We start from the raw sequence: 25,570 nt of genomic DNA on the forward strand, positions 1-25,570 counted from the left end.
CGAAGAGGCTAAACGCGGCGGACTGTAAATCCGCTCCTTCGGGTTCGGGGGTTCGAATCCCTCTCTCTCCATTTCATCAATGGGGTATAGCCAAGTGGTAAGGCAAGGGACTTTGACTCCCTCATGCGTTGGTTCGAATCCAGCTACCCCAGTTCTTAGGTAATGATCAAGATAAAAAGCAAAATATCTTAGGGTATTTTATTTTTATAATTGAAAGACGTGAACGATATGAACTTGTTCTTGCGGGTGCTTAGGAAAAAAATTATAAGTATGTCAAGTTTAAGAAAAAACTTGATTGTTGGAGGATTTTTTAGATGAACGAATTTGAAGATTTGCTAAATAGCGTTAGCCAAGTTGAGACTGGTGATGTTGTTAGTGCTGAAGTATTGACAGTTGATGCGACTCAAGCTAACGTTGCAATCTCTGGAACTGGTGTTGAAGGTGTCTTGACTCTTCGCGAATTGACAAACGATCGCGATGCAGATATCAATGACTTTGTTAAAGTAGGAGAAGTATTGGATGTTCTTGTACTTCGTCAAGTAGTTGGTAAAGATACTGATACAGTTACATACCTTGTATCTAAAAAACGCCTTGAAGCTCGCAAAGCATGGGACAAACTTGTTGGTCGTGAAGAAGAAGTTGTTACTGTTAAAGGAACTCGTGCTGTTAAAGGTGGACTTTCAGTAGAATTTGAAGGTGTTCGTGGATTTATCCCAGCTTCAATGTTGGATACTCGTTTCGTACGTAACACTGAGCGTTTTGTAGGTCAAGAATTTGACGCTAAAATCAAAGAAGTTGACGCTAAAGAAAACCGCTTCATCCTTTCACGTCGTGAAGTTGTTGAAGCAGCTACTGCAGCAGCTCGTGCTGAAGTATTCGGTAAATTGGCTGTTGGTGATGTTGTAACTGGTAAAGTTGCACGTATCACAAGCTTCGGTGCTTTCATCGACCTTGGTGGTGTTGACGGATTGGTTCACTTGACTGAATTGTCACACGAACGTAACGTATCACCAAAATCAGTTGTAACAGTTGGTGAAGAAATTGAAGTGAAAATCCTTGATCTTAACGAAGAAGAAGGACGTGTATCACTTTCACTTAAAGCAACAACACCTGGACCATGGGATGGCGTTGAGCAAAAATTGGCTAAAGGTGATGTAGTAGAAGGAACAGTTAAACGTTTGACTGACTTCGGTGCATTTGTTGAAGTATTGCCAGGTATCGATGGACTTGTTCACGTATCACAAATTTCACACAAACGTATTGAAAATCCAAAAGAAGCTCTTAAAGTTGGTCAAGAAGTTCAAGTTAAAGTTCTTGAAGTTAACGCAGATGCAGAGCGCGTATCACTTTCTATCAAAGCTCTTGAAGAGCGTCCAGCTCAAGAAGAAGGACAAAAAGAAGAAAAACGTGCTGCTCGTCCACGTCGTCCAAAACGTCAAGAAAAACGTGATTTCGAACTTCCAGAAACACAAACAGGATTCTCAATGGCTGACTTGTTCGGTGATATCGAACTTTAATCAAATTGAAAATTCATAAAATCCTTTGTTTTCTAAACAAGGGATTTTTCTTTTGTCTGTAAGTCTTTTTTGATATAATAGTTCTATGTTAGAATCAGAAAAACAATCACGTTATCAAATGTTAAATGAAGAGCTCTCTTTTTTATTGGAATGTGAAACCAATGTTTTGCCTAATCTTTCCAACGCCAGTGCTCTTCTAAAATCTCGCTTTCCTAACACTGTATTTGCAGGTTTTTATTTGTTCGATGGAAAGGAATTGGTTTTAGGTCCCTTTCAAGGAGGTGTTTCCTGTATCCGTATTGCACTGGGAAAAGGTGTTTGTGGGGAGGCAGCTCATTTTCAGGAAACTGTCCTGGTTGGTGATGTAACAACTTATCCCAACTATATTTCTTGTGATAGTCGAGCTAAAAGTGAAATTGTTGTTCCGATGGTTAAGAATGGTCAATTACTTGGAGTTCTGGATCTTGATTCTTCAGAGTTTGATGATTATGATGCTATGGATCGAGATTATTTGGAACAATTTGTCGCTATTTTGCTTGAAAAGACAGAATGGGACTTTACAATGTTTGGGGAGAAAGCCTAATGTATCAAGCACTTTATCGAAAATATAGAAGTCAAAACTTCTTCCAATTGGTTGGTCAAGAAGTTGTGGCTAAGACTCTTAAACAAGCGGTGGAGCAAGAGAAAATAAGTCATGCTTATCTTTTTTCTGGTCCTCGTGGAACGGGAAAAACCAGTGTGGCTAAGATTTTTGCCAAGGCTATGAACTGTCCCAATCAAGTGGGTGGTGAACCATGTAATAACTGCTATATTTGTCAGGCAGTGACGGACGGTAGTTTAGAAGATGTCATTGAAATGGATGCAGCCTCTAATAATGGGGTGGATGAAATCCGTGAAATTCGTGATAAATCTACTTATGCCCCTAGTCTTGCCCGTTATAAGGTCTATATCATAGACGAGGTTCACATGCTGTCTACAGGGGCTTTTAATGCCCTCTTAAAGACGCTGGAAGAGCCAACACAGAATGTTGTCTTTATTTTGGCCACTACTGAATTGCACAAGATTCCTGCCACTATTTTATCCCGTGTGCAACGTTTTGAATTTAAATCAATTAAAACACAGGATATTAAGGAACATATCCACTATATCTTAGAAAAAGAAAATATCAGTTCTGAACCAGAGGCTGTGGAAATCATTGCTAGACGGGCTGAAGGTGGAATGCGAGACGCCTTGTCTATTTTGGATCAAGCCCTAAGTTTGACACAGGGAAATGAATTGACGACTGCCATCTCTGAAGAAATTACTGGCACCATTAGTCTATCAGCCTTGGATGATTATGTGTTTGCCTTATCTCAACAGGATGTTCCTAAAGCATTAGCTTGTTTAAATCTTCTCTTTGACAATGGTAAGAGCATGACTCGTTTTGTGACCGACCTTTTACACTATTTAAGAGACTTGTTAATTGTTCAAACAGGTGGAGAAAACACTCATCATAGTCCAGTCTTTGTAGAAAATTTAGCACTTCCTCAAGAAAATCTGTTTGAAATGATTCGCTTAGCGACAGTCAGTTTAGCAGATATTAAGTCTAGTTTGCAGCCTAAGATTTATGCTGAGATGATGACTATCCGTTTAGCAGAGATTAAGCCTGAACCAGCTCTTTCTGGGGCAGTTGAACATGAAATTTCTGCATTGAGACAGGAAGTTGCCCGTCTCAAACAAGAACTCGCAAATGTAGGAACTGTAGCTAAGCCAACCAGTCCAGTACCTAACCGTCCAGCAGCGAGCAAGACAGTCTATCGTGTGGATCGCAATAAAGTGCAATCTATCTTGCAAGAGGCTGTCGAAAATCCTGATTTAGCACGTCAAAATCTGATTCGCTTGCAGAATGCCTGGGGAGAGGTGATTGAAAGTCTAGGAGGCCCTGATAAGGCTCTGCTAGTTGGTTCTCAACCGGTTGCGGCCAATGAACACCATGCTATTCTTGCTTTTGAGTCTAACTTCAATGCTGGTCAAACCATGAAACGGGACAATCTCAACACCATGTTTGGTAACATCCTCAGTCAGGCAGCAGGTTTTTCACCTGAGATTTTAGCTATTTCCATGGAGGAATGGAAAGAAGTTCGCGCAGCCTTTTCAGCCAAAGCCAAATCTTCTCAAACTGAAAAAGAAGCAGAAGAAAGCCTGATTCCAGAAGGATTTGAATTTTTGGCTGATAAAGTGAAGGTAGAGGAAGACTAAAGAAAGATTTCATGATACAATAAGTTTATGAATAGACAACAATTTATTATCATCGCGCTGTTTACAGCTGCTGAGACCTATTTTTTCAATGAAGCCTGGATGACTGGTCGCTATATTATGGCAGCCTTTTGGGCCATTTTGCTCTTTAGAAATTTCCGAGTTAGTTACTTGATGGGCAAGATTGTAGATGTCATTGACCAGCATTTAAAAGGAAAAGACTAGTCCTCAGCTTCTAGACAAAATCAAAGCCTTTTAGGCTTTTTTTTGTTATACTATAAAAGTATATTTATTGACCTTTTACCGTATTTTCTAGGGAAATCAAGTATGTTTCTAGTGAGCACTGTAAAGGCTTTGAAAAAGAAAGGAACTATCATGTCAGTATTAGAGATCAAAGATCTTCACGTTGAGATTGAAGGAAAAGAAATTTTAAAAGGGGTTAACCTGACCCTGAAAACAGGAGAAATCGCCGCTATCATGGGACCAAATGGTACTGGTAAATCGACTCTTTCTGCCGCTATCATGGGAAATCCAAACTATGAAGTTACCAAAGGTGAAGTCTTGTTTGATGGCGTAAACATCCTTGAGTTGGAAGTGGACGAGCGTGCGCGTATGGGACTTTTCCTTGCTATGCAATATCCATCAGAAATTCCTGGTATTACTAACGCTGAGTTTCTTCGTGCAGCCATGAATGCTGGTAAAGAAGACGATGAGAAGATTTCAGTTCGCGAGTTCATCACTAAGCTAGATGAAAAGATGGAATTGCTCAACATGAAAGAAGAAATGGCTGAGCGTTACCTCAACGAAGGTTTCTCTGGTGGTGAGAAAAAACGTAATGAGATTCTTCAACTTTTGATGTTGGAACCAACTTTTGCCCTTTTGGATGAGATTGACTCTGGTCTTGATATTGATGCCCTTAAAGTTGTGTCTAAAGGTGTGAATGCCATGCGTGGTGAAGGCTTTGGTGCTATGATTATCACTCACTACCAACGTCTTTTGAACTACATCACACCTGATGTGGTACACGTCATGATGGAAGGTCGAGTTGTCCTTTCAGGTGGTCCAGAATTGGCTGCGCGTTTGGAACGTGAAGGATACGCAAAACTAGCTGAAGAACTTGGCTACGACTACAAGGAAGAATTGTAATTACCTCGTATCTTTTAGGAGAAGTAAATGACTAAAGAAAATATTAAACTTTTTTCAGAAATGCACGCTGAACCAAGCTGGTTGGCTGACCTCCGTCAAAAAGCTTTTGATAAGATTGAGACTTTGGAATTACCAGTTATTGAGCGTGTCAAATTCCACCGTTGGAATCTGGGTGATGGAACGATTACAGAAAGTGAGCCATCAGTAAATGTTCCAGATTTCACAGCTCTAGATAATCACTTGAAATTGGTTCAAGTAGGAACTCAAACTGTTTTTGAGCAAATTCCAGTTGAGTTGGCTGAACAGGGTGTCGTCTTTACAGACTTCCACTCAGCTTTAGAAGAAATTCCAGAGCTTATTGAAGAATTCTTCATGTCATCTGTTAAGTATGACGATGACAAATTAGCAGCCTACCATACAGCTTATTTCAACAGTGGTGCTGTTCTTTATATTCCAGATAACGTGGAAATTACAGAGCCAATCGAAGGTATTTTCTACCAAGACAGCGATAGTGATGTGCCGTTTAATAAGCATATTATGATTATCGCTGGTAAAAACTCTAAGATTAGTTATCTAGAACGTTTAGAGTCACGCGGTGAAGGAAGTGCCAAAGCAACTGCTAATATCACAGTAGAAGTAATTGCGCGTTCTGGTGCTCAAGTGAAGTTTGCTGCGATTGACCGTCTAGGTGAAAACGTCACTGCTTACATTAGCCGTCGTGGTAAATTAGGCAACGATGCAAGCATTGACTGGGCGATCGGTGTTATGAACGAAGGAAATGTTGTTGCTGACTTTGATAGTGACTTGATTGGTAACGGTAGCCATGCGGATCTTAAAGTCGTAGCTCTTTCAAGTGGCCGTCAGGTACAAGGGATTGATACCCGAGTAACTAACTATGGTTGCAACTCAATCGGAAATATCCTACAACATGGGGTTATTCTTGAAAAAGCAACCTTGACCTTCAATGGTATTGGCCACATTATCAAGGGTGCTAAGGGTGCAGATGCGCAACAAGAGAGCCGTGTTCTTATGCTGTCAGACCAAGCGCGTTCAGATGCCAACCCAATTCTTTTGATTGATGAAAATGACGTAACTGCAGGACACGCGGCTTCTATCGGTCAGGTAGATCCAGAAGATATGTATTACCTCATGAGCCGTGGTTTAGATAAGGCAACTGCAGAACGTTTGGTTGTCCGTGGTTTCCTTGGCTCCGTTATCGTTGAGATTCCAGTCAAGGAAGTTCGTGATGAAATGATTGCGACTATCGAAGAAAAATTGTCAAAACGCTAAGGGGTAGCCTATGTTAGATGTAGAAGTGATTCGCAAGGATTTTCCAATTTTAGACCAGATTGTTAATGATGAACCATTGGTTTATTTGGACAATGCTGCGACGACACAAAAACCACTAGCAGTTCTGGAGACGATTAACCGCTACTATGAGCAGGACAATGCCAATGTTCATCGTGGGGTTCATACCTTGGCAGAGCGTGCGACAGCATCTTATGAAGCTGCTCGTGAAACCATTGGTAAGTTCATCAACGCAGGTTCGACAAAGGAAGTACTATTCACTAGAGGAACTACGACTAGTCTCAACTGGGTGGCACGTTTCGCTGAGGAAATCTTGACTGAAGGAGACCAGGTCTTGATTTCAGTAATGGAACACCATTCCAATATTATTCCATGGCAGGAAGCTTGCCGAAAGACTGGGGCAGAGCTTGTCTATGTCTATCTCAAGGATGGAGCTCTGGATATGGATGACTTGCGAGCTAAATTGACTGACAAGGTCAAGTTTGTGTCGCTAGCTCACGCTTCAAATGTTCTGGGTGTGGTCAATCCTATCAAAGAAATCACACAAATGGCTCACCAAGTTGGAGCCCTTATGGTGGTGGATGGCGCCCAATCTACGCCTCATATGAAGATCGATGTCCGGGACTTGGATGTGGACTTTTTTGCCTTTTCAGGTCACAAGATGGCTGGTCCGACTGGTATCGGTGTTCTTTATGGCAAAGAAAAGTATCTGGAGCAAATGTCACCAGTTGAATTTGGCGGCGAAATGATTGATTTCGTTTATGAGCAATCTGCTAGTTGGAAGGAATTGCCTTGGAAATTCGAGGCTGGAACTCCTAATATGGCAGGTGCTATTGGACTTGCTGAAGCAGTAGATTATCTTGAAAAGATTGGTATGGATGCGATTGAAGCCCATGAACAAGAATTGATCGCATACGTCTATCCAAAACTGCAGGCGATTGAAGGACTGATCATTTATGGTTCACAGGACTTGTCTCAACGTTCAGGTGTCATTGCCTTTAACCTAGGCGACCTTCATCCTCACGACCTTGCGACTGCTTTGGATTATGAAGGAGTGGCTGTTCGAGCAGGTCACCACTGTGCCCAACCCTTGCTCCAGTATTTGGATGTCCCAGCAACAGCTCGTGCAAGTTTTTATATCTACAATACCAAGGCAGATTGCGATAAGCTAGTAGATGCCTTACAAAAGACAAAGGAGTTTTTCAATGGCACTTTCTAAACTAGATAGCCTTTATATGGCAGTGGTAGCAGACCATTCGAAAAATCCACATCACCAAGGAAAGTTGGAAGATGCTGAGCAAATCAGTCTCAACAATCCGACCTGTGGGGATGTCATCAATCTCTCTGTCAAGTTTGATGCAGAGGATCGTTTGGAAGATATTGCTTTTCTAAATTCAGGCTGTACTATCTCAACTGCCTCTGCAAGTATGATGACAGATGCAGTTTTAGGAAAAAACAAACAAGAAATCTTAGAACTTGCGACTATTTTTTCTGAAATGGTTCAAGGGCAAAAAGATGAACGCCAAGACCAACTAGGCGATGCAGCTTTCTTGTCAGGTGTTGCCAAATTCCCTCAACGAATCAAGTGTGCAACCCTAGCTTGGAACGCCCTGAAGAAAACAATTGAAAATCAAAAAAATCAGTAAGACAAGTTTCTTTTGTCTTATGAATTAGTAGAAATGAAGAATGAAAGAAAGGATATTATGGCTGAAGAAAGAGTAGAACCAAAACCAATTGATCTTGGTGAATATAAATTTGGTTTCCATGATGATGTAGAGCCTGTCCTATCGACAGGAAAAGGATTGAACGAAGATGTCATTCGTGAACTATCAGCTGCTAAGGGAGAACCTGAGTGGATGTTAGAATTCCGTTTGAAGTCTTATGAAACCTTCAAAAAAATGCCTATGCAAACTTGGGGAGCAGACTTGTCAGAGATTGATTTTGATGACTTGATCTACTACCAAAAACCATCTGATAAACCAGCTCGTTCATGGGATGAGGTTCCTGAAAAAATTAAAGAAACCTTTGAACGTATTGGTATACCAGAAGCTGAGCGTGCTTATCTAGCTGGTGCCTCTGCCCAGTATGAGTCAGAAGTGGTTTACCACAATATGAAGGAAGAGTTCCAGAAATTGGGGATTATCTTTACAGATACTGATTCTGCCCTCAAGGAATACCCAGACTTGTTTAAACAATACTTTGCTAAGTTGGTACCGCCAACAGATAACAAATTGGCTGCCCTTAACTCAGCAGTATGGTCTGGTGGAACCTTTATCTACGTACCGAAAGGGGTCAAGGTAGATATTCCACTTCAAACTTACTTCCGTATCAATAACGAAAATACTGGTCAGTTTGAACGTACCTTGATTATCGTTGATGAGGGAGCAAGTGTCCATTATGTAGAAGGATGTACAGCACCAACTTATTCAAGTAACAGCTTGCATGCTGCCATCGTAGAAATCTTTGCCTTAGATGGTGCTTATATGCGTTATACGACTATCCAAAACTGGTCTGATAATGTATATAACTTGGTAACGAAACGTGCTAAAGCTCAAAAGGATGCCACTGTTGAGTGGATTGATGGTAACTTGGGTGCAAAAACAACCATGAAATACCCATCTGTTTACCTTGATGGAGAAGGGGCGCGTGGTACCATGCTCTCTATCGCTTTTGCCAATGCAGGGCAACATCAGGATACTGGAGCTAAGATGATCCACAACGCTCCACATACAAGCTCGTCTATCGTGTCTAAATCCATCGCTAAAGGTGGAGGAAAGGTTGACTATCGTGGACAAGTAACCTTTAATAAAAACTCTAAGAAATCTGTCTCTCACATCGAGTGTGATACCATTATCATGGATGACTTATCAGCATCAGATACCATTCCGTTTAATGAAATTCACAACTCACAAGTCGCTTTGGAACACGAAGCTAAGGTATCTAAGATTTCAGAAGAACAACTCTATTACCTCATGAGCCGTGGATTGTCAGAATCTGAAGCAACTGAGATGATTGTCATGGGATTTGTAGAACCCTTTACAAAAGAACTTCCAATGGAATATGCAGTTGAACTTAACCGTTTGATTAGCTATGAGATGGAAGGATCAGTTGGGTAAGAATATGTAGAATCTGAGCAGGATTTATTCTGTTCGGATTTTTTTGAAAAATCATCTTATAAATATTCACAAAATCCCTTTTATATGATAAAATAAAACAATCATATTTAATGGAGATGAAGTATGAATATTTTTAGAACAAAAGATGTTAGCTTGGGACGTACTGAAATGCACCGTCATTTAAAAGTATGGGATTTGATTTTATTAGGAATCGGTGCCATGGTAGGAACTGGGATTTTTACCATTACAGGAACCGCAGCAGCAACGCTTGCTGGTCCGTCACTGGTTGTATCTATAGTGATTTCTGCCCTGTGTGTTTCTTTATCCGCCCTCTTTTTCGCAGAGTTTGCCTCTCGTGTTCCTGCAACTGGTGGTGCTTATAGTTATTTGTATGCAATTTTGGGTGAATTACCAGCTTGGATTGCTGGTTGGTTGACCATCATGGAATTCATGACAGCAGTTTCTGGTGTGGCCTCTGGCTGGGCAGCTTATTTTAAAGGCTTACTCAGTAACTATAGTATTTCAATGCCTCAAGCCTTGAATGGGACCTTTAACCCTGAGCATGGTACCTATATAGACCTTTTACCTATTTTGGTATTGACACTGGTAACCGGTTTAGTTTTATTAAATTCCAAGGCAGCATTGCGTTTTAATTCGCTTCTAGTCGTCTTGAAGTTCTCTGCTCTCGCTTTGTTTATTCTAGTTGGTATCTGGTATATTAAACCAGAAAATTGGTCCAACTTTGCTCCTTTTGGTTTTGGTCAAATTTATGGTGGAAGTACTGGAATAATGGCAGGAGCATCTTTGATGTTCTTTGGTTTTCTAGGATTTGAATCTATTTCGATGGCTGTTGATGAAATTCAAAATCCACAAAAGAATGTCCCACAAGGAATTGTTTTGTCTTTGACAATCGTAACGATTCTCTATGCTCTGGTTACATTAGTATTGACAGGGATTGTTCACTACAGCCAACTCAATGTGGACGATGCTGTAGCTTTTTCATTGCGAAGTATAGGAATTGGTTGGGCAGCTAATTATGTGTCATTAGTGGCCATTTTGACCCTAATAACAGTATGTATTTCTATGACTTATGCCTTATCGCGTATGATTTACAGTTTAGCACGTGATGGTCTTTTACCTCGAAGTTTTAAGCAATTAAGCAAAACAAGTCGTGTTCCTAAAAATGCGACCATCTTAACTGGAGTTGCTTCTGCAATAGCAGCAGGAGTATTTCCACTGGCTAGTATCGCGGCCTTTCTAAATATTTGTACGCTTGCTTATCTTATCTTATCTTATCTTATTGGCTTATGGAATTATAAAACTTAGAAAGGATAAGGGAATGCCTAAAGAAGGAGAATTCAAAACTCCCCTAGTTCCCTTGTTGCCGATTCTCTCGATTCTAATCTGTCTTTCCTTTATGCTTCAATATAGTGTAGAAACATGGATTGCGTTTGGAATTGCTCTTGTAGTTGGACTTGTGATTTACTTTACTTATGGCTATCGTCATTCTACACTTTCTGAATAAAGAAAAAGCTGGAACTTCCCAGCTTTTTACTTACTCTTTTATATATGTGAAGCCTTCTCCTAGGATTTCATGGGCTTCTGTAATAGTTATAAAAGCTTGAGGATCAATTCGATGAATCATTTCCTTCATTTTCACAATTTCATTTCTTCCGACAATACAGTAAATGATTTTTAAATCTTCTTGACTATAATAACCTTGACCAGAAATAAAAGTAACTCCTCTTCCTAGGTCATCATTAATCGCTTTAGCAAGTTGGTCAGGACGTTTTGTGATAATCATAAAGCCTTTGCCGGCATAGCCACCTTCGCCGATCAAATCAATGACACGAGAAACGATAAAATCAAATAAGAGCGTGTAGGAAACCAATCTCAAGTCCTTGAAGATTAGGAGAATAAGCATGAGAATACAAAAATCTAAGATAAAGAGCAGTTTCCCCATAGATATATGAGTATACTTATTGATAATACGAGCTAGAATATCAGTACCACCAGTTGTACCTCCAGCATTAAAGATAATTCCAAGACCAATTCCCAATAGAATCCCAGCTATAAGGGCAGTGATTAGTAAATCACCTTGAAGATCAATATGAAGGGGTATACGTTCAAAAAAGGCCAACCAGGCGGACAAGGCTAAGGTTCCTAGTAAACTAGAATAGAGGGACTTTGCTCCAAAGATTTTCCAAGCTAGGATGAAAAGGGGAATATTAATCAGCAGGTTCATGAGAGAAACAGGGATTTTAAAAAGATAAAAGGTGATGAGGGTAATACCTGTCGCCCCTCCTTCAAAGAGATGATGAGGAACTACAAAATAAGTCAGACCAAAAGCATAAATAGCAGCACCTAGTAAAATGGTTAAAATGGGATAAATTTTTTTAATCATAGGGACCTCTTTTCTTATAAGTAGATTATATCAAATTTTTAAGGAAAATTTGATTGACTCCATTAGGATTTTTAATCTTTTTTTGATATAATTAAAAGTAAGAAAACCAATCTGAATCCTAAAATAGAAAGATTGATACTATGACAAAAATTAAGATTGTAACCGATTCATCTGTTACTATTGAACCTGAACTAGTAAAACAATTAGATATCACTGTTGTTCCGTTATCTGTAATGATTGATAATGTTGTTTATTCTGATGCGGATTTGAAAGAAGAAGGTAAATTTCTTCAGTTGATGCAAGCAAGTAAGAATCTTCCGAAAACAAGCCAGCCCCCTGTAGGTGTCTTCGCTGAAGTTTTTGAAGACCTATGCAAGGATGGTAGCCAGATTCTTGCTATTCATATGTCCCATGCCCTTTCTGGTACTGTAGAAGCGGCACGTCAAGGTGCTAGCTTATCTACTGCCGATGTGACAGTTATTGATAGTTCCTTCACTGATCAAGCCTTGAAATTCCAAGTTGTTGAGGCTGCAAAATTAGCGCAAGAAGGCAAAGAGTTGGAGGAAATCTTATCTCATGTAGAAGAGGTTAAAAACCACACAGAACTCTATATTGGCGTTTCAACTTTGGAAAATTTAGTAAAAGGTGGACGAATTGGCCGTGTAACTGGATTGTTGAGCTCACTTCTCAATATACGTGTTGTAATGCAGATGAAAGACCATGAATTGCAGCCAATCGTTAAAGGTCGTGGAGCTAAAACTTTTAAAAAATGGTTAGATGAGTTGATAACATCGCTCTCTGAACGTTCTGTAGCAGAGATTGGAATTTCATATTCTGGTAGTGCTGATTGGGCAAAAGAGATGAAAGAAAGCTTACAAGCTTATGTTGAAAAGCCTATTTCAGTTTTGGAAACGGGCTCTATTATTCAAACTCACACGGGTGAGAATGCTTGGGCTATTTTAGTACGTTACTACTCCTAAAAAAATAAATAAAATGGGAAGAAATAGTGTTTTTAACTTGACCTAAAAGGGATTTTAGGATATGATTATATTTGTTAATTAGAAATTAAATTGGAGGAATCATTAACATGGCAAACAAACAAGATTTGATCGCTAAAGTAGCAGAAGCTACAGAATTGACTAAGAAAGACTCAGCAGCAGCAGTTGAAGCTGTATTCGCAGCAGTAACTGAGTACCTTGCAGCTGGTGAAAAAGTTCAATTGATCGGTTTTGGTAACTTTGAAGTTCGTGAGCGTGCTGCACGTAAAGGTCGCAACCCACAAACTGGTAAAGAAATCAAGATTGCAGCTTCTAAAGTTCCAGCGTTCAAAGCTGGTAAAGCTCTTAAAGACGCTGTTAAATAATTTGAGTTTAAAAAGCCTATCATATCAAGCTTTCTAGCTTGGTCAGTAGGCTTTTTTTATGTACAGGGGGCAAAAAAGGGGCAAAACTATAAAATATCTAGCAAATTGAGGATATTATCATCCATCTTCTTTGTAACGTGTGTAGATTTTGTTTATTGTCCTAGAATCAGAATGTCCTAATCTTGCCATAATTACTTTTAGAGTTACGCTATTCTGCTTACGAGAGTATGCCTAAAGATGTGCTAGGTGAGGTGCCTATCAATGGATTCTTCAAGTTGTGTATTTGTTTTCAGATTTAAATCTTCAATAGTTTTTACGATTTTTGGCAGTTCCGCTCGTCATGCAGAATTATATTCGATATACTCAAGGTTCACTGTGTAATCAAGAGACAGGTTTAAGATTAATTTAGATCACTCTGATTTTGACTTTGAAAGATCAAGTTTGATTAGAAAGCGTTGAATGTATTTTATATCGATATAAATCTCAAATGCCTATTTAAAATCATTCATGCTACTAGTAAGAGAGCTGATATAGCTCCCTTAGATTTTTTTGGTAAAAAGTCCATCACTCTTCTAAAAAAGTGAAATTTACTTTAATATATAGCTTAGATACTGCAACAAATGGTCATTATGCTACTATTGTATATGGATATAATGCTGAAAAGTTGAAGAAATTTAAATGTCGACTGAATAAGACAGATATAGGATAAGAAGAGAGAGCCAGATATGCTTTTATCTTTATATTATCGTGATTCCTTAATTTTTATGGATACAGTAGAAAACGAAATTGTAGAAGTAAAAAATTGAAAAGCAGTTGGAATTTATTGTTAATCTCTGAGATGATGTAACTATTAATGATGTACTGAAATAAACAGATTTGGCAAAAATTATGTCTATCTTTACAGAATTTTTGCTCACTTAGTAGGTGATGTAGAGCCAAAGAGGAAGTGATGGCACTTGAGCAAATTTTCAAACGTTTTTATAGTTTTATCAGGCAAGTTACAGAGGGGATTCTGGTGTGAGTGTTCGTGATTTTATGGAAGGGACTAATGGAGTCTTGGCAACAATTGAAAAAGTGATAAAGAAGAAGTAATCGATTTAGCTGGTTTTGAACTTTAACTTGTCAATGTAGCTATAAGAGAGTATAGTAATGTTAAAAATATGGGGACTATATGGATAAGCAATTTGTTATACCAGTGAGAGTTGATGAGAGAATTTTAAATAAACTCGATTTTGTATCAATAAAGCTACAACAAGGACGATCAGAAACGATTGGTAAAGGATTAGAGAGGCTCTATAGTGAGCTGGGGAGAAAGATGACTGGAAAAGGATTGATTTGAGCACATATTTGATTAGGTGTGGCTATTTCTGTCTTAGCACTCTATACCTACACGATTATTTATATTTTTAATCATGATATGGAAGAAATCTTTGCAACTTTTATTATGTTGGTAATTTATTCACTATTCTTTCTGTTATTTTTGATATCAGTTGAGAGATTATCTTTATTGGTTTGCGTAGAATTAGCTTATCGTAATTTTCAACGATATAAAAAAATTAAAAAGTCCCTTCTTTTTGATAGTACTTTTACAAATAAAAGTCTTAGTAATATAATAGAGCTATAGAAGGGGAGGTGGAAGAAATGTTTCGAAAAGAAAAAGCACGCAAGCGATTTTACTTTTGGTTTATTATTTTTATCCTTTATCTTTCTTTTGGATTGTATTGTATTTGTACAAATTTTGGAGATACCTTGGGTATGATTTTACTATCACCTTTTATCTTTGCTTCCCTGCCACTCTATGCTTATTTAGTCCTTGGTTTGTTTATCTGGGGGTTCATGAGTCTTGCTATGGATGATGTTATGGATCTTTAGTTAAAGGAAAGCTAAGATCGAGAAAGGACACATTTCGTCCTTTCTTTTTTGATAGATATAGTTTTTCTTTTTAAAAGAGTATTTTTTTACAAAAATTCTTGGATATTTTGTTTATTTATGCTATAATGGGAACAATTATTTTTAGGAGGTGCAGTATGTCTTATTTGTTTGAGATATTACCGAGTTTATTGAGCGGTGCAAGCATGACTTTGCAGGTTTTTGCACTGGTCTTGATTTTTTCTATTCCCTTGGGCGTTTTGATTGCCTTTGCCTTGCAAGTCCATTGGAAGCCCCTCCATCATCTGATTAACATTTATATCTGGATCATGCGAGGCACACCCTTGCTCTTGCAATTGATCTTTATCTATTATGTGCTCCCAAGCATTGGGATCCGTTTGGATCGTCTTCCTGCGGCCATTATTGCCTTTGTTTTGAATTATGCGGCTTACTTTGCTGAAATCTTCCGTGGAGGGATTGATACCATTCCTAAAGGTCAATATGAGGCTGCTAAGGTTTTGAAGTTTAGTCCCTTTGACACAGTTCGCTATATTATCTTGCCCCAAGTGACCAAGATTGTTCTTCCTAGTGTATTTAACGAAGTTATGAGTTTGGTCAAGGATACTTCTTTGGTCTATGCGCTAGGAATTTCAGACCTTATCCTGGCTAGTCGAACAGCTGCCAACCGTGATGCTAGTCTGGTCCCAATGTTCTTGGCAGGAGCCATTTACTTAATTTTAATTGGTATTGTGACTATTCTTGCCAAAAAAGTTGAGAAGAAGTACAGTTACTATAGATAGGAGGCTGCCATGTTAGAATTACGAAATATCAATAAAGGGTTTGGTGAAAAGCAAATTTTGTCTAATTTCAGTCTAAAAATTCCTGAAAAGCAAATCCTGGCTATCGTTGGGCCTTCGGGTGGAGGTAAGACGACTCTCTTACGCATGCTCGCGGGTCTTGAAACCATTGATTCAGGGCAAATATTTTATAATGGAGAACCTTTAGAATTGGATGAACTAGAGAAGCGCAATCTACTGGGATTTGTATTCCAAGATTTTCAACTGTTCCCTCATTTATCAGTTCTAGACAATTTGACCTTATCGCCCGTAAAAACCATGGGAATGAAGCAGGATGAGGCTGAGCAGAAGGCGCGAGGTCTTTTGGAACAATTAGGACTGGCAGGACATGCAGATGCTTATCCCTTCTCACTATCAGGTGGGCAAAAGCAAAGGGTGGCCTTGGCGCGTGCTATGATGATTGACCCAGAAATCATTGGTTACGATGAACCAACTTCTGCCCTAGATCCTGAATTACGCTTGGAAGTGGAAAAACTGATCTTGCAAAATAGGGAACTTGGCATGACCCAGATTGTGGTTACCCATGATTTTCAGTTTGCTGAAAATATCGCAGATCAGATTCTCAAGGTTGAACCCAAGTAGGAGGTGCCGATGACTAATAAGAAAATTGTCTTGGTGTTGGTTTCGTTCCTGACTCTCTTCTTAACAGCCTGTACTCAGAAGGCTAGTGATCCAAAGCAGGATAACTGGGATAAGTATCAAGAGCAGGGGAGTATAACCATTGGTTTTGACAATACCTTTGTACCCATGGGATTTGAAGAAAAGAATGGCCAATATACAGGCTTTGATATTGATTTGGCGCAAGCAGTTTCTGAAAAATTAGGTGTCAAGGTGCAATTCCAGCCAATCGACTGGGATATGAAGGAGACGGAACTGCAAAATGGAACCATAGATGCCATTTGGAATGGCTATTCTGCGACTGATGAACGCCGAGAAAAAGTTGCCTTTAGTATTCCTTATATGGAAAATCAGCAAGTACTAGTTACGAAGAAAAGCAAGCAAATTCGTTCAGTAGAGGATATGAAGGATAAGACCTTGGGAGCTCAAGCAGGTTCCTCTGGTTATTTAGACTTTGAAGCTCAGCCAGACTTACTGAAAAATCGTGTTAAAGACCAGAAGGCCAATCAATACCAGAGTTTCAATGAAGCCTTAATTGATTTGAAAAATGATCGGATTGATGCTTTGTTGATTGACCGAGTGTATGCTAATTATTACCTCCAGTCTGAGGGGATATTAAATGATTACAATGTCTTTTCAGCTGGATTTGAAAGTGAATCTTTTACTGTTGGAGTTAGACCAGCTGATAAAAGATTATTAACAGCATTAAACCAATCCTTTATTGAACTATATCAAGAAGGAAAGTTCCAGGAAATCAGCCAGAAATGGTTTGGAGAAGATGTGGCAACAAAAGAAGTGAAAAGTGGAGATTGAGTTTTTCCTCAGTCTCTTTTTGCATCAAAAAATCCTCTGGCAAGTACCAGAGGATAAGAGTTTATTTCATTGTTGGGAAGAGCAATACATCACGGATAGTGGTTGTATCAGTTAGGAGCATGCAGAGACGGTCGATACCGATTCCCAAACCACCTGTTGGAGGCATACCATATTCAAGAGCCTCAATGTAGTCGTAGTCGATGCCTGTCGCTTCATCGTCACCAAGTTCTTTGGCTTTAGCTTGGGCTTCAAAACGGGTAAGTTGGTCGATTGGGTCGTTCAATTCAGTAAAGGCATTTCCGTACTCTTTGGTCATGATGAAGAGTTCGAAACGGTCAGTAAAGCGTTCGTCTTCAGGATTCTTCTTAGCTAGTGGAGATACAGCTACTGGATGTCCATAGACAAAGGTCGGTTGGATCAAGGTTTCTTCAACAAACTCTTCAAAGAAAGCATTGATGATGTGGCCAACTTCAGTGTAATGTTTCTCAACTGGAACTTTCTTCTCAGCAGCGATAGCTTTGGCTTCTTCGAAAGTCATGTCTTGCCAGAAATCGACACCAGTAATTTCTTTGATAGCATCCACCATGTGAACACGTTTAAATGGTTCGTTAATCTTGATTTCAGTACCTTGGTAGTTAACTGGGCCATCACCTTTAACTGATTTAGCAGCGTGTTGGATAATGCCTTCAGTTAAGTCCATGATGTCTTGGAAGTCTGCATAAGCTTGGTAAACTTCGATAGAAGTAAACTCCGGGTTATGAGTAGCATCCATTCCTTCGTTACGGAAGATACGGCCGATTTCATAGACACGTTCCATACCACCCACGATAAGGCGTTTCAAGTGAAGCTCAGTCGCGATACGAAGCACCATGTCAATGTTTTGGGCATTATGGTGGGTGATAAATGGACGGGCAGAAGCACCACCGGCTTCATTATGAAGAACAGGTGTTTCCACTTCAAGGAAACCTTTTTGGTCAAGATAACGACGGATTTCAGAAATGATTTTTGAACGAGTGACAAAGCGCTCAAAGCTTTCACGGTTAGAAATCAAGTCAAGGTAACGTTTACGGTAAATTGTTTCAACGTCTGTCAAACCGTGGAATTTTTCTGGCAGAGGACGAAGGGCCTTAGACAAGTGTGTAATGTGAGTAGCCTTGATAGAGAGTTCTCCCATATCTGTACGCATGACTTCCCCTTCGACACCAAGGAAGTCACCAAGGTCTGCTTTTTTGAAGATTTCGTAGTTTTCTTCACCGACAGCATCCTTACGAACGTAGATTTGAATTTGCCCTTCGCGGTCTTGAAGGTGGGCAAATCCAACTTTACCTTTACCACGTTTGGTTACCAAGCGTCCTGCGATAGTAGCTGTTTCATTTTTATCGTGTAATTGTTCTTTATCGAGGTCAGCATATTTATCTTTTAATTCTTGTGAATTTGCAGTACGTTCAAAACGTTTTCCGAAAGGATCGATTCCTTGTTCACGGAGCGCAGCCATTTTTTCACGGCGAACGATCTGCTGGTCATTTAGTTCTTCCATATGTTCTGTTGACATGGGATCCTCCTAGTTTTACTCAAAATTGAATACGATGAGTCATTTTTTGCGATACTCCCATTTTATCATAAATAAGCAAGAAATTCACGGATAATCTTTAAAAACTAAAAAGAACTTGACGCTAAAATCAAGTTCTGTTATTGATAGGAAGTATCATTCCAAGTATCGAGTGTAAATGTTTCAAAATCATGAGTTTCTAAAATTGTCAGGCTGGCATTTGCTAGACCTCCATCTTTACGAAGAAGTGGCTCTTTATAACCTAAAAGAGTACGGAGACTGGCAGTAAGATTGGCACCGTGACCGACAATTAGAATACGCTCAGCTGGACTATCTTTTAATGATTTGATAAATTGGATGGTCCGTTGCGTGGTACTATAGAGGGATTCGGCTCCGAACATTTGAGTGTCAAATTGAGCAAGATTAGATCGGAAAGCTTTGATTTGTTGTGGGTAAATTGCTTCCAAGGTTGCGATTTTTAAACCTTCTAACTTCCCCAGCTGCCATTCACGGAGATTAGGAACGCTTTCTAAAGGACAGGGTGTCTGGAGTTGACTTTGGATAATTTCAGCAGATTTGACCGCTCGAGGTAAATCACTTGAATAGATCTGATCAAAAGGAATATCCTTGAGATAATGGCCTAGTTTTTTGAGGATGTCAATGGATTCAGGAAGAAGGGGAGAATCTCCACTAGCACCTTGAAAGCGTCCTTCTTGGTTCCAGAGGGTACGGCCATGGCGGACAAAGTAGAGTTTCATTATTGGCTGTCCTCCAAGATATCTGCAAAGTCAGCTTTTACAAAGTTAGCCAAGTCTTGTGGAGCGACGATAATGCTGTGACCAACTTCGCCTGCAGAGACAATCATTTGATCCAAGTCTAGGGCGATTTTATCGATAAAAATGGGGTAATTGTGTTTCTGACGAATTCCGACAGGATTATTGGCTCCATGAATGTAACCAGTTGTTTTTTCCAAGTCCTTTTGTGGAATCATGCTCACTTTTTTATTGCCAGAAATTTTGGCTAGTTTCTTTTCAGACAAATGTTGAGTGATAGGGACAATTCCGATAATTGGTCCTGTTTTATCTCCCAAAAGCGCCAAGGTTTTGAAAATCTGATTTCGTTCATAACCTTGAGGAAGCTTTCCTTCCAGGGCATTGATTTGAATCCCCTGATGTGGGATACCTGCTTTAGACAGGATTTGTTCCACCAATGTTTTTTTGATTTTAACTTTTTTTGCCATTATTTATACTTATCCTCCAATTGGCTCATCCAAATACCAAGCCAGATTCCCAGTGCAAAGAAGAAGGCAATGATGACATACCCAACAAGAGAAATACCGGTGTACTGGATACTTTCAGCATTTCCTGCATTTGGGATCAAGATCAAAAGGGTACTTGAAAGGACGATACCGATGATGAAATGATAGACACGTGAGTGGTAGTTGTTTAAGGCATAATCCATCAATTTTGAAAAAATGATGAGAGTTGCACCTGCACCGATTCCAATCGGGAAGAAGGTTCCCAAGAGGTCAAAGGTTTTAAAACCAGTCAACATAGGAGCATAGAGTCCCAAAATCAAAAGTAGGTTTGATGGACTGAGGCCAGGAACTAATACGCCAAGAGCCAGCAGTGTACCAGCTAGGACGAAATTAAGAAAGTTGGCGCTCAAGGTTCCAACGACAAAATTTAAGGCATAGAGTCCTAATCCAGAAATGATAAAGGTTGTCCAGAACCAAGCTAAATCAATCTTGTCTCGGTCAGATTCTCGAGTTGATTCTTTGAGAAGGCTAGGAACTGTACCAATGATGGCACCCGCAAAGCTCCATAAGACAAAGACCTGATAATTTTCAAGCAGGTATTCAATCGGGTAGGAAAATAAGCCGATTCCCAGAAGCATACCGATGGCAACTGGAATAAAGTACAAAACATTTTCTTTAAAGTCTTTAAAGGGATGAGCTAGAAAGCCAATCATTCGTTCATAAATACCTAAGATTGCTGCTAAAACCCCTCCGGAAATTCCTGGTAAGATAAATCCCAGAGCAATGACAATCCCTTTAATAACGCGTGCTAACCATGAGAGCATATTTTTCCTCCAACTATTTCTATTTCAAAAAATCCTTACTATATTGTATCACAATCTAAAACAAAAAGAAAAAGCAAATGAGAAACAAATGCTTTTAAGGTTTTAAAAAGAGTTTTCTAAAGGTTTCTTCTTTATTTTTTAAAGAAGAGATGACGTTGATATCCAAATCGTGGTCAAAGCCAGCAATTTTTCCTTTAGAAGTGTACTGGTGAATGTCATAATCTATATCAGTCTTAGGAGTTGCCTCGTAAAATCCTGAGTCAGAACCATAGGAAGGAATCTACACAGACGTAAACTTGTCAGTATCAATACTGTGTTCTTCCATGAAATAGACCCCAACGTAGATTCCGATATTTTTAGCACCTAGTGATTCTAGTTTTGCACGAAAGGCTTCAACACCTTCGTTCATATTGGACATGGTTTTTTCTTCCACATCTAGCCAATAGTAGCTAGGGCTGTATGGCGATGCGGAATTATAAAAACTTTCAGCAGCCTTTTCCATTTCTTGGATACTTTTTCCAGCTACATATGCATAGACCCCAACTGGGACATTTCGTTTTTGAAACTCGGTAATATGGGTTTTAAAGGCCTTGTCTACCCCATTAACAAAGGAAGCATCATTCTCTTTTGAAGACTGAGCGCCACTATGGACGCGAACAATAGCTCCTGAAATGTTTTGGGAGAGAGTATCGTAATTAATTTCCTCAGGTCGTTGCCAACCAGAAACATCAATCACCGGTTTATCTATATTATGTAGCGCTTGCGATTCTACTTGCGCGATATTTGACTTTGTTTTTACAGGATGGTCCTCAAAACGAGGGCGATTTAGGATTAAAATTAAAATCATAATCCCAAAAAAACCAAACAAAATAAGCGGATTAATTTTCTTTCTCATATCTTATAATTTTACCTTATAAATGAAAAAAAATCAAAAAAAATACTCAAAAAATGGGTTAATAGAGGACTTTAGAGCATTTTTTCATTCAAGAGCGCGGAATGATTTGAAATATGGTATAATAAAAGGGAATTTCTAGAGAAAAGAGAAGATTATGTCAAATTATGCCATTATTTTAGCAGCGGGTAAAGGAACTCGTATGAAGTCGGATTTGCCAAAAGTTTTGCACAAGGTTGCAGGTATTTCCATGTTGGAACATGTTTTCCGAAGTGTGGGAGCTATCCAACCTGAAAAGACAGTAACAGTTGTTGGACACAAGGCAGAATTGGTTGAAGAGGTCTTGGCTGGACAGACAGAATTTGTGACTCAATCTGAACAGTTGGGAACTGGTCATGCAGTTATGATGACAGAGCCTATCCTAGAAGGTTTGTCAGGGCACACCTTGGTCATTGCAGGAGATACTCCTTTAATCACAGGTGAAAGCTTGAAAAACTTGATTGATTTCCACATCAATCATAAAAATGTGGCTACTATCTTGACTGCTGAAACAGATAATCCTTTTGGCTATGGACGAATTGTACGTAATGACAATGCTGAAGTTCTTCGCATTGTGGAGCAGAAGGATGCTACAGATTTTGAGAAACAAATCAAGGAAATCAATACTGGAACATATGTTTTTGATAACGAGCGTTTGTTTGAGGCTTTGAAAAATATCAATACCAATAACGCTCAAGGTGAATACTATATTACAGATGTCATTGGCATTTTCCGTGAAGCTGGTGAAAAAGTTGGCGCTTATACTTTGAAAGATTTTGATGAAAGTCTTGGAGTAAACGACCGTGTGGCTCTTGCGACTGCTGAGTCGGTTATGCGTCGTCGCATCAATCATAAACACATGGTCAATGGGGTCAGCTTTGTCAACCCAGAAGCAACTTATATCGATATTGATGTTGAGATTGCTCCTGAAGTTCAAATCGAAGCCAATGTTACCTTGAAAGGGCAAACGAAAATTGGTGCTGAGACTGTTTTGACAAATGGAACGTATATAGTGGATAGCACTATCGGAGCAGGAGCTGTTATTACCAACTCTATGATTGAGGAAAGTAGTGTTGCAGACGGTGTGACAGTCGGTCCTTATGCCCACATTCGTCCAGGTTCAAGCCTAGCTACCCAAGTCCACATTGGGAACTTTGTTGAGGTGAAAGGCTCTTCAATCGGTGAGAATACTAAGGCTGGTCATTTGACTTATATCGGAAATTGTGAAGTGGGTAGCAAGGTTAATTTTGGTGCTGGAACCATTACAGTCAACTATGACGGCAAAAACAAATACAAAACAGTCATTGGTAACAATGTCTTTGTTGGTTCAAATTCAACCATTATTGCGCCAGTTGAGTTAGGTGACAATTCCCTCGTTGGTGCTGGTTCAACGATTACTAAAGACGTGCCAGCGGATGCTATTGCTATTGGTCGTGGTCGTCAGGTCAACAAAGACGAATATGCAACACGCCTTCCTCATCATCCTAAGAATCAGTAGGAGCCTATCATGGAATTTGAAGAAAAAACGCTTAGCCGAAAAGAAATCTATCAAGGACCAATATTTAAACTAGTCCAAGATCAGGTTGAATTACCAGAAGGTAAAGGAACTGCCCAACGGGATTTGATTTTCCACAATGGGGCTGTCTGTGTTTTAGCCGTAACGGATAAACAAAAACTCATCTTGGTCAAGCAGTATCGCAAAGCTATCGAGGCTGTCTCTTACGAAATTCCAGCCGGAAAGTTGGAAGTAGGAGAAAATGCAGATCCTGTCGCAGCAGCCCTTCGTGAATTAGAGGAAGAAACAACCTATACAGGAAAGTTAGAACTCTTGTACGATTTTTACTCAGCAATTGGCTTTTGTAATGAAAAATTAAAACTATACCGAGCAAGTGATTTGAAAAAGGTGGAAAATCCGCGTCCGCAGGATGAGGATGAAACCTTGGAAGTTCTTGAAGTAAGCTTAGAGGAAGCCAAGGAATTGATCCAATCAGGTCATATCTGTGATGCCAAGACAATTATGGCTGTTCAGTATTGGGAATTGCACAAAAAATAGAGGAGGTCAGTATGGGTAAACCTTTATTAACGGATGAAATGATTGAAAGAGCTAATAGAGGCGAAAAAATTTCGGGTCCCCCTTTGCTAGATGATGAGGAGACTAAGATTTTACCAACCTCTTCTTCCCGTTTTGGTTATGCCAATCCTAAGGATCATGGTTTTAGCCAGGAAACCTTGAAGATTCAGGTCGAACCGTCTATTCATAAAAGCCGTCGCATTGAAAATACCAAGAGAAATGTCTTCAATTCTAAACTGAATAAAATCTTATTTGCTGTCATCTTTCTCTTGATTTTGCTTGTCTTAGCAATGAAACTTTTGTAATAGAAAAGGAATTGAAATGAAAATAGGAATTATTGCGGCTATGCCAGAAGAACTAGCGTATCTGGTCCAGCATCTAGAAAATGCCCAGAAGCAAGTTGTTTTAGACAATACCTATCACACAGGAACCATTGCCTCTCATGAAGTCGTTCTTGTAGAAAGTGGAATTGGTAAGGTCATGTCTGCTATGAGTGTGGCGGTTTTGGCTGATCATTTCCAAGTGGATGTTCTAATTAATACGGGATCAGCTGGGGCAGTAGCAGAAGGTATTGCTGTTGGAGATGTCGTGATTGCTGACAAATTAGCCTATCATGATGTGGATGTTACAGCTTTTGGCTATGCTTATGGACAAATGGCGCAACAACCACTTTATTTCGAATCGGATAAAACCTTTGTTGCCAAAATCCAAGAGAGTTTATCTCAATTGGACCAAAAATGGCATCTTGGATTGATTGCTACAGGAGATAGTTTTGTTGCAGGAAATGATAAGATAGAAGCGATTAAGTCTCATTTCCCAGATGTTTTGGCTGTTGAGATGGAGGGGGCAGCTATTGCTCAGGCAGCGCATGCTCTTAATCTTCCAGTCTTAGTCATCCGAGCTATGAGTGACAATGCAAATCATGAAGCAAACATCTCTTTTGATGAGTTTATTATCGAAGCTGGACGTCGCTCTGCCCAAGTCTTGTTAGCCTTTTTGAAGGCTTTAGATTAAGCGGAAATTTGACAGTTTTTCTAGCTTATGATAAGATTTAAGTAAAGAAAAGCTAGAAAACGTTTCAGAGGATATTATGAGTATTGAAATGACCGTCAGTGAGATTGCAGAGGTCTTAGGATTGTCTCGCCAAGCAATCAATAACCGTGTCAAAGAATTACCAGAAGAAGACACAGATAAAAATGACAAAGGGGTAACAGTCGTTACCAGAAGTGGCTTGATTAAGCTAGAAGAAATCTATAAAAAAACGATTTTTGAAGATGAGCCTGTCAGTGAAGATGTCAAGCAGCGTGAACTGATGGAGATTCTGGTTGATGAGAAGAATGCAGAAATTCTTCGTCTCTATGAACAATTAAAAGCCAAGGATCGTCAGTTATCAGAAAAAGACGAGCAGATGCGCATCAAAGACCGTCAGATTGCTGAGAAAGACAAACAACTCGATCAGCAGCAACAATTGACCCTTCAAGCCATGAAGGATCAAGAAAATCTTAAGCTAGAGCTGGACCAAGCAAAAGAAGAAGTCCAATCAACTAAGAAAGGCTTTTTTGCTCGTTTATTTGGAGGATAATCAAGGAGCTGTTTAGGTTAAATGCTAACCTGATGGCTTCTTTTATTTCTAATCTAAATAGTATAGTTGCTCAAGTAATACTCAATGAAAATCAAAGAGCAAACTAGGA

At 39.4% G+C, this 25,570-nt stretch carries 25 protein-coding genes, 1 tRNA gene and 2 pseudogenes; 22 read left to right on the forward strand and 6 right to left on the reverse strand.

All coding sequences use genetic code 11. The features are described from left to right. The first annotated feature begins 80 nt into the window (after positions 1–80). From ADH52_RS03840 to ADH52_RS03890, 11 genes and pseudogenes are all read left to right on the forward strand, one after another. Positions 81–152: transfer RNA gene (locus ADH52_RS03840), tRNA-Gln, on the forward strand. 162 nt (positions 153–314) lie between these two features. Next, complete coding sequence (gene rpsA, locus ADH52_RS03845) at positions 315–1,517, forward strand: 30S ribosomal protein S1 (protein ID WP_001001631.1); 1,203 nt, start codon at positions 315–317, stop codon at positions 1,515–1,517. A gap of 85 nt (positions 1,518–1,602) precedes the next feature. Next, the gene (locus ADH52_RS03850; protein ID WP_049510212.1) at positions 1,603–2,100 is read left to right on the forward strand and encodes a GAF domain-containing protein; all 498 of its coding nucleotides are present in this window, start codon (positions 1,603–1,605) and stop codon (positions 2,098–2,100) included. After that, the gene (dnaX, locus tag ADH52_RS03855) at positions 2,100–3,755 is read left to right on the forward strand and encodes a DNA polymerase III subunit gamma/tau (RefSeq protein WP_049510214.1); all 1,656 of its coding nucleotides are present in this window, start codon (positions 2,100–2,102) and stop codon (positions 3,753–3,755) included. Before ADH52_RS03850 ends, dnaX begins: the two co-directional genes overlap by 1 nt. Positions 3,756–3,782: 27 nt before the next feature. Continuing rightward, positions 3,783–3,977, forward strand: a complete 195-nt coding sequence (locus ADH52_RS03860; protein WP_001081602.1) for a DUF3272 domain-containing protein — start codon at positions 3,783–3,785, stop codon at positions 3,975–3,977. A 150-nt stretch (positions 3,978–4,127) separates the two neighbouring features. After that, positions 4,128–4,898, forward strand: a complete 771-nt coding sequence (sufC, locus tag ADH52_RS03865) for a Fe-S cluster assembly ATPase SufC (protein ID WP_000114489.1) — start codon at positions 4,128–4,130, stop codon at positions 4,896–4,898. A gap of 27 nt (positions 4,899–4,925) precedes the next feature. After that, complete coding sequence (gene sufD / locus ADH52_RS03870) at positions 4,926–6,188, forward strand: Fe-S cluster assembly protein SufD (protein ID WP_020902928.1); 1,263 nt, start codon at positions 4,926–4,928, stop codon at positions 6,186–6,188. 10 nt (positions 6,189–6,198) lie between these two features. After that, positions 6,199–7,425, forward strand: coding sequence for a cysteine desulfurase (locus tag ADH52_RS03875; RefSeq protein WP_049510217.1), 1,227 nt, complete (start codon positions 6,199–6,201; stop codon positions 7,423–7,425). Next, positions 7,412–7,852 (forward strand): Fe-S cluster assembly sulfur transfer protein SufU, encoded by a 441-nt coding sequence (gene sufU / locus ADH52_RS03880; protein WP_049491374.1) that lies wholly within the window; start codon positions 7,412–7,414, stop codon positions 7,850–7,852. Before ADH52_RS03875 ends, sufU begins: the two co-directional genes overlap by 14 nt. A 57-nt stretch (positions 7,853–7,909) precedes the next feature. After that, positions 7,910–9,322, forward strand: coding sequence for a Fe-S cluster assembly protein SufB (gene sufB / locus ADH52_RS03885; protein WP_000797054.1), 1,413 nt, complete (start codon positions 7,910–7,912; stop codon positions 9,320–9,322). Between the two features lie 123 nt (positions 9,323–9,445). Further along, positions 9,446–10,847, forward strand: a pseudogene (locus tag ADH52_RS03890) (APC family permease). A gap of 30 nt (positions 10,848–10,877) precedes the next feature. Here the strand turns inward: ADH52_RS03890 and ADH52_RS03895 are convergent. Beyond that, positions 10,878–11,726, reverse strand: coding sequence for a YitT family protein (locus ADH52_RS03895; RefSeq protein ID WP_049491377.1), 849 nt, complete (start codon positions 11,724–11,726; stop codon positions 10,878–10,880). A 140-nt stretch (positions 11,727–11,866) separates the two neighbouring features. On the opposite strand from ADH52_RS03895, the gene ADH52_RS03900 reads away from it, so the two are divergent. The 6 genes from ADH52_RS03900 to ADH52_RS03925 all read left to right on the forward strand — a co-directional run bounded on the left by ADH52_RS03900 (position 11,867) and on the right by ADH52_RS03925 (position 17,246). After that, positions 11,867–12,706 (forward strand): DegV family protein, encoded by an 840-nt coding sequence (locus ADH52_RS03900; RefSeq protein ID WP_049510219.1) that lies wholly within the window; start codon positions 11,867–11,869, stop codon positions 12,704–12,706. A 107-nt stretch (positions 12,707–12,813) separates the two neighbouring features. After that, on the forward strand, positions 12,814–13,089 hold the full coding sequence (locus ADH52_RS03905) for an HU family DNA-binding protein (protein WP_001284640.1): 276 nt from the start codon (positions 12,814–12,816) through the stop codon (positions 13,087–13,089). 1,171 nt (positions 13,090–14,260) lie between these two features. Next, positions 14,261–14,428 (forward strand): CopG family transcriptional regulator, encoded by a 168-nt coding sequence (locus tag ADH52_RS11260; RefSeq protein ID WP_152902839.1) that lies wholly within the window; start codon positions 14,261–14,263, stop codon positions 14,426–14,428. 688 nt (positions 14,429–15,116) lie between these two features. After that, positions 15,117–15,758 (forward strand): amino acid ABC transporter permease, encoded by a 642-nt coding sequence (locus ADH52_RS03915; protein ID WP_049487112.1) that lies wholly within the window; start codon positions 15,117–15,119, stop codon positions 15,756–15,758. 9 nt (positions 15,759–15,767) lie between these two features. Then, positions 15,768–16,397 carry an amino acid ABC transporter ATP-binding protein gene (locus tag ADH52_RS03920; RefSeq protein ID WP_049510224.1) on the forward strand — a complete coding sequence of 210 codons (630 nt, stop codon included), beginning with the start codon at positions 15,768–15,770 and terminating at the stop codon, positions 16,395–16,397. A 9-nt stretch (positions 16,398–16,406) separates the two neighbouring features. Next, complete coding sequence (locus tag ADH52_RS03925; protein WP_049510226.1) at positions 16,407–17,246, forward strand: amino acid ABC transporter substrate-binding protein; 840 nt, start codon at positions 16,407–16,409, stop codon at positions 17,244–17,246. Between the two features lie 61 nt (positions 17,247–17,307). Here ADH52_RS03925 and lysS read toward each other — a convergent pair whose 3' ends face one another. From lysS to ADH52_RS03950, 5 genes and pseudogenes are all read right to left on the reverse strand, one after another. Beyond that, on the reverse strand, positions 17,308–18,798 hold the full coding sequence (gene lysS / locus ADH52_RS03930) for a lysine--tRNA ligase (protein ID WP_049510229.1): 1,491 nt from the start codon (positions 18,796–18,798) through the stop codon (positions 17,308–17,310). A gap of 137 nt (positions 18,799–18,935) precedes the next feature. Then, positions 18,936–19,553, reverse strand: coding sequence for a histidine phosphatase family protein (locus ADH52_RS03935; protein ID WP_049510231.1), 618 nt, complete (start codon positions 19,551–19,553; stop codon positions 18,936–18,938). Continuing rightward, positions 19,553–20,035, reverse strand: coding sequence for an aminoacyl-tRNA deacylase (locus ADH52_RS03940; RefSeq protein WP_049510233.1), 483 nt, complete (start codon positions 20,033–20,035; stop codon positions 19,553–19,555). Before ADH52_RS03940 ends, ADH52_RS03935 begins: the two co-directional genes overlap by 1 nt. After that, entirely contained in the window at positions 20,035–20,877 is an 843-nt protein-coding gene (locus tag ADH52_RS03945) for a DUF368 domain-containing protein (RefSeq protein WP_049510235.1), read from the reverse strand. The genes ADH52_RS03940 and ADH52_RS03945 overlap by 1 nt, the downstream gene beginning before the upstream one ends. 94 nt (positions 20,878–20,971) lie before the next feature. Further along, positions 20,972–21,772 (reverse strand): annotated as a pseudogene (locus ADH52_RS03950) (GH25 family lysozyme). A gap of 154 nt (positions 21,773–21,926) precedes the next feature. Here ADH52_RS03950 and glmU point away from each other — a divergent pair. From glmU to rocS, 5 genes are all read left to right on the forward strand, one after another. Then, positions 21,927–23,306: a bifunctional UDP-N-acetylglucosamine diphosphorylase/glucosamine-1-phosphate N-acetyltransferase GlmU gene (gene glmU / locus ADH52_RS03955; RefSeq protein ID WP_049510237.1), complete on the forward strand. Its 1,380-nt coding sequence runs from the start codon at positions 21,927–21,929 to the stop codon at positions 23,304–23,306. A 9-nt stretch (positions 23,307–23,315) separates the two neighbouring features. Next, positions 23,316–23,861, forward strand: a complete 546-nt coding sequence (locus ADH52_RS03960) for an NUDIX hydrolase (RefSeq protein WP_049510239.1) — start codon at positions 23,316–23,318, stop codon at positions 23,859–23,861. Positions 23,862–23,872: 11 nt separating this feature from the next. Further along, on the forward strand, positions 23,873–24,184 hold the full coding sequence (gene macP / locus ADH52_RS03965) for a cell wall synthase accessory phosphoprotein MacP (RefSeq protein WP_000517861.1): 312 nt from the start codon (positions 23,873–23,875) through the stop codon (positions 24,182–24,184). Positions 24,185–24,200: 16 nt separating this feature from the next. Further along, positions 24,201–24,893 carry a 5'-methylthioadenosine/adenosylhomocysteine nucleosidase gene (locus tag ADH52_RS03970; protein ID WP_049510241.1) on the forward strand — a complete coding sequence of 231 codons (693 nt, stop codon included), beginning with the start codon at positions 24,201–24,203 and terminating at the stop codon, positions 24,891–24,893. A 76-nt stretch (positions 24,894–24,969) separates the two neighbouring features. Further along, entirely contained in the window at positions 24,970–25,461 is a 492-nt protein-coding gene (gene rocS / locus ADH52_RS03975; RefSeq protein WP_000021242.1) for a chromosome segregation protein RocS, read from the forward strand. Positions 25,462–25,570: the final 109 nt, after the last annotated feature.

Source organism: Streptococcus pseudopneumoniae (assembly GCF_001072665.1).
GTDB lineage: Bacteria > Bacillota > Bacilli > Lactobacillales > Streptococcaceae > Streptococcus > Streptococcus pseudopneumoniae_S.

Excerpts from the sequence above, each read along its gene's own strand:
- ADH52_RS03915 (WP_049487112.1), top strand. The coding sequence starts at position 15,117 with ATGTCTTATTTGTTTGAGATATTACCGAGTTTATTGAGCGGTGCAAGC.
- ADH52_RS03875 (WP_049510217.1), top strand. The coding sequence starts at position 6,199 with ATGTTAGATGTAGAAGTGATTCGCAAGGATTTTCCAATTTTAGACCAG.
- rpsA (WP_001001631.1), top strand. The coding sequence starts at position 315 with ATGAACGAATTTGAAGATTTGCTAAATAGCGTTAGCCAAGTTGAGACT.
- rocS (WP_000021242.1), top strand. The coding sequence starts at position 24,970 with ATGAGTATTGAAATGACCGTCAGTGAGATTGCAGAGGTCTTAGGATTG.
- ADH52_RS11260 (WP_152902839.1), top strand. The coding sequence starts at position 14,261 with ATGGATAAGCAATTTGTTATACCAGTGAGAGTTGATGAGAGAATTTTA.
- macP (WP_000517861.1), top strand. The coding sequence starts at position 23,873 with ATGGGTAAACCTTTATTAACGGATGAAATGATTGAAAGAGCTAATAGA.
- ADH52_RS03920 (WP_049510224.1), top strand. The coding sequence starts at position 15,768 with ATGTTAGAATTACGAAATATCAATAAAGGGTTTGGTGAAAAGCAAATT.
- ADH52_RS03925 (WP_049510226.1), top strand. The coding sequence starts at position 16,407 with ATGACTAATAAGAAAATTGTCTTGGTGTTGGTTTCGTTCCTGACTCTC.
- ADH52_RS03945 (WP_049510235.1), bottom strand. The coding sequence starts at position 20,877 with ATGCTCTCATGGTTAGCACGCGTTATTAAAGGGATTGTCATTGCTCTG.
- ADH52_RS03900 (WP_049510219.1), top strand. The coding sequence starts at position 11,867 with ATGACAAAAATTAAGATTGTAACCGATTCATCTGTTACTATTGAACCT.
- sufC (WP_000114489.1), top strand. The coding sequence starts at position 4,128 with ATGTCAGTATTAGAGATCAAAGATCTTCACGTTGAGATTGAAGGAAAA.
- sufB (WP_000797054.1), top strand. The coding sequence starts at position 7,910 with ATGGCTGAAGAAAGAGTAGAACCAAAACCAATTGATCTTGGTGAATAT.
- ADH52_RS03960 (WP_049510239.1), top strand. The coding sequence starts at position 23,316 with ATGGAATTTGAAGAAAAAACGCTTAGCCGAAAAGAAATCTATCAAGGA.
- sufU (WP_049491374.1), top strand. The coding sequence starts at position 7,412 with ATGGCACTTTCTAAACTAGATAGCCTTTATATGGCAGTGGTAGCAGAC.
- ADH52_RS03850 (WP_049510212.1), top strand. The coding sequence starts at position 1,603 with ATGTTAGAATCAGAAAAACAATCACGTTATCAAATGTTAAATGAAGAG.
- ADH52_RS03940 (WP_049510233.1), bottom strand. The coding sequence starts at position 20,035 with ATGGCAAAAAAAGTTAAAATCAAAAAAACATTGGTGGAACAAATCCTG.
- sufD (WP_020902928.1), top strand. The coding sequence starts at position 4,926 with ATGACTAAAGAAAATATTAAACTTTTTTCAGAAATGCACGCTGAACCA.
- ADH52_RS03895 (WP_049491377.1), bottom strand. The coding sequence starts at position 11,726 with ATGATTAAAAAAATTTATCCCATTTTAACCATTTTACTAGGTGCTGCT.
- lysS (WP_049510229.1), bottom strand. The coding sequence starts at position 18,798 with ATGTCAACAGAACATATGGAAGAACTAAATGACCAGCAGATCGTTCGC.
- ADH52_RS03905 (WP_001284640.1), top strand. The coding sequence starts at position 12,814 with ATGGCAAACAAACAAGATTTGATCGCTAAAGTAGCAGAAGCTACAGAA.
- glmU (WP_049510237.1), top strand. The coding sequence starts at position 21,927 with ATGTCAAATTATGCCATTATTTTAGCAGCGGGTAAAGGAACTCGTATG.
- ADH52_RS03860 (WP_001081602.1), top strand. The coding sequence starts at position 3,783 with ATGAATAGACAACAATTTATTATCATCGCGCTGTTTACAGCTGCTGAG.
- ADH52_RS03935 (WP_049510231.1), bottom strand. The coding sequence starts at position 19,553 with ATGAAACTCTACTTTGTCCGCCATGGCCGTACCCTCTGGAACCAAGAA.
- ADH52_RS03970 (WP_049510241.1), top strand. The coding sequence starts at position 24,201 with ATGAAAATAGGAATTATTGCGGCTATGCCAGAAGAACTAGCGTATCTG.
- dnaX (WP_049510214.1), top strand. The coding sequence starts at position 2,100 with ATGTATCAAGCACTTTATCGAAAATATAGAAGTCAAAACTTCTTCCAA.